This is a genomic window from Bradyrhizobium sp. (assembly GCF_016462955.1).
Taxonomy (GTDB): Bacteria; Pseudomonadota; Alphaproteobacteria; order Rhizobiales; family Xanthobacteraceae; genus Bradyrhizobium.
In genome coordinates this window covers 12452-15366 of sequence record NZ_JAEMSD010000096.1, presented here as the reverse complement: position 1 = coordinate 15366, position 2915 = coordinate 12452, and the positions used below count along the sequence as shown (strand labels likewise).

The window sequence follows — 2915 nt, the reverse complement described above, 5'->3', positions numbered from 1 at the left end:
GGATGAAGTTGTGGAAGAGGTGCAGGTCGGAGCCGCAGATGGCGCAACTCGTGACTTTGATGATCGCATCGCGCGGATCCTGGATCTCCGGATCGGTCACGGTGTCGCACCGGATGTCCTCCTTGCCATGCCAGACCAGCGCCTTCATCGTCCGTCCTCCGTGTGAGCCACGTGGCATCTAAGTCGAGGCATGAACGATGGTTGCTATCGCCGCGCGCGAATTCTTCGCGCTGCGCAATTAGGAACGAGAGGGCAGGGCGGCGATTGAGCATGATCACCTCGATCGCAAGAATACGCCGCATGGCCGCCAATCAACTCGCCGTCGTCACCGGCGATCCACGGGTATCGGCTTGGAACTCGCCAGCTGGCGCGCGCAGGGGTAGGCAATCGCATTGGCTTTTTGAAAGCGCCTCGCCCTTCGAGACGACCGCGGAGCCTGTCATCGGGCCGCGCTTTGCGCGGACCCGGTGGCGGTCCCTCAGGGTGAGGCTAAGCGGCATCGGGTCTCGTTGAAACTGGCGCGACACTCTCGATCCTCATCCTGAGGGCCCGCCGGAGTCGGGCGTTTCGACGGATGACTACAGCGAAATCCCTCCCATATGCGATTGCCCTGGTTCAAACGAAGGCCCCCGATTCACATAGCCTAATGCGCAGCGGCCCCGAAACGGTCAAATTGTACGGGCTGAACCAGAGGGGCTGCGTTGGCGATGGATCGCATCGAACAGGCCTTTATTGCGACCGCAATTACTGGTTTTCTCGTGATGATGGTCGCGATCGGCTGGATGATGTTGAGCTGAATTGGGGGGAACCTTGCGCGTCGCGCTCCCTTACGCCGCGGTTATCCTGTGTCTGGCAGTCACCGCCTGGCTCGCCTTCGCGCGCCTGCTCTGATCCTCGGCCGGCGGCGATCACCTCAGTCGGTCACGCCTCGTGCGGGGTCAAGCTCCTGGACCGGCGATGAGCCCGGCCAACTTCTGCGCCATTTCCGGAAGATTGATCGGCTTCTCCAGCAGCGGCACGTCCTGAAACTCCGGACCGAGTGTGATTTGGTCGTATCCCGTCGTGAACAGGAACGGCACGTTTCGCGCCTTCAGTTCGCGGGCGATCGGAAAGATCATCTCGCTGCGGATGTTGACGTCGAGGACGGCGGCATCAAGGACGCTGCCATCGTGCAGAATCTCCAGCGCGTCGCCGACGTGACCAACGGGGCCGACAATCTCCGCGCCGAGCGCGCGAAACGTCCTGCCGATGTCGTCGGCGAGAAAGTACTCGTCCTCAACCACGAAGATGCGGCGCCCCGCGAGCGGGGCGCGTTGATGGGCCGATGCCGCCATGCTGTTTCGGTCTCCACCCAGGCAGGAACATAAAACGGCAATCCTGCGTGGTGCAAACTGAAACGATGCAGTCGGAGGTCGGTTCCATGAACAACCGCGACATCGGCATCGGAGGCCCGGCCGGCGCCGCCTGGCCCCTGAAGCGGATCTGGGCAGACTTCTCGGCTGACCTTCTTTATTATCCGGCACATTCCCGCCCCGGGTATCGGCATCCCGGTGACCGTCGCCGGCAGCGGGGCCAAGCTTCCAGGACCTTCACGCCGCCGACAAGCGATCGGACGGGGAATCGTGCGGGATTCGAGGCATATTTGATGGTATTCGATTCCTACCGTTGCAGAGGCCGGGCTCCCATCGGCCCCGCCGAGTGAACGAGAGTCACAAGAGCCATGAATGAAATCGGCGGCCAGCCGTTCGATGCAGAGCGCACGCTCAAATCCCCGCTGATCATCGGGGTAGGCGCTTCGCCCGGTGCACTGGACAGCATCGAGCGCTTCTTCGCCAAGCTGACTGTCGGGGTCGACCAGGCCGTCGTGGTGGCGCTTCAATACCACGAAGCTGCCAACGAGCCGCGGCTGCGCACAGCGGTGCAAAATTCCCACGGCAGCAGGATCGCCGAGATCGTCGATGGCCACGCCGTCGAGGGCGGGACTATCTATCTGTGCCCGCCGGCGATGATCACCACGATCCAGGGCGATCGGTTCGCGATCCGCAAGGCCGAGCAGGCCCCGGGTGAGCGCGCTACCATCGACAGCTTCCTGGTCTCGCTGGCCGAGGAGCGCGCCGAGCAGTCCATCGGCGTTCTCCTTGCCGGCACCGGCGGCGACGGGACGCTCGGCACCGCGACTCTGAAGGACCATGGCGGTCTCGCCATCGCCGAAAAGGTCGCAGGGCCGGGGGAGGCAGAGCATCTGGTCGACGGCAACACGCCAGCCGCCATCGCCGACTACGTGCTGCCGCCGGAGGAGATACCCGAGCACATCCAGGTCTACACCCGGCATCTGCGGCGCCTCGAGGAGAAGCAGGGCTTCGACGAGGTGCTGGCCGCGGCTGCGACCTCGCTGTCGCGCATCGCCGACATCCTGCGCAACAAGACCGGCAACGATTTCCACGGCTACAAGCAGAACACCTTTCTGCGCCGGGTGCAGCGGCGCATGCAGGTGGTTCAGATCGACGATATTCCCGCCTATGTCGATTTCTTGCGGAACGACAAGGACGAGGCGCTGAACCTCTTCAACGACCTGCTCATCGGCGTCACCGAATTCTTTCGCGACAAGCGTGAGTTCGAGGTGCTGGAGACCCAGATCATCCCGAGGATATTCGAAGGCAAGGCGGCGGGCCAGCAGGTGCGCGTCTGGGTGCTCGGCTGCGCCACCGGCGAAGAAGCCTATTCGATCGGCATTCTCCTGCGCGAGCACATGGCGCGGATGGATTCCGTGCCGCAAGTCCAGATCTTCGCCACCGACATCGACGGGCGGGCGCTGGCGACCGCGCGCGTCGGTCGCTATCGCACCACCATCGAGGCGGACATGAGCAGCGAGCGCCTGGCGCGCTGGTTCGTGCGCGAGGGCGACACGTATTGCG

The 2915-nt window shown here is 63.7% G+C and carries 2 protein-coding genes and 1 pseudogene; 1 reads left to right on the top strand and 2 read right to left on the bottom strand.

The annotated features are described in order from the left end of the window. A pseudogene (locus JHD07_RS12975) lies at positions 1-148 on the bottom strand (alcohol dehydrogenase catalytic domain-containing protein); the annotation flags it as partial. A gap of 790 nt (positions 149-938) precedes the next feature. After that, entirely contained in the window at positions 939-1334 is a 396-nt protein-coding gene (locus tag JHD07_RS12970) for a response regulator (protein WP_291622636.1), read from the bottom strand. Positions 1335-1720: 386 nt separating this feature from the next. Between JHD07_RS12970 and JHD07_RS12965 the strand changes: the two genes are divergently transcribed. Continuing rightward, the coding region (locus JHD07_RS12965; RefSeq protein ID WP_291622634.1) for a chemotaxis protein CheB at positions 1721-2915 on the top strand (1195 nt) is incomplete at its 3' end.

Coding starts and splice junctions, on each gene's coding strand:
- JHD07_RS12970 (WP_291622636.1), bottom strand. CDS start 1,334: ATGGCGGCATCGGCCCATCAACGCGCCCCGCTCGCGGGGCGCCGCATC.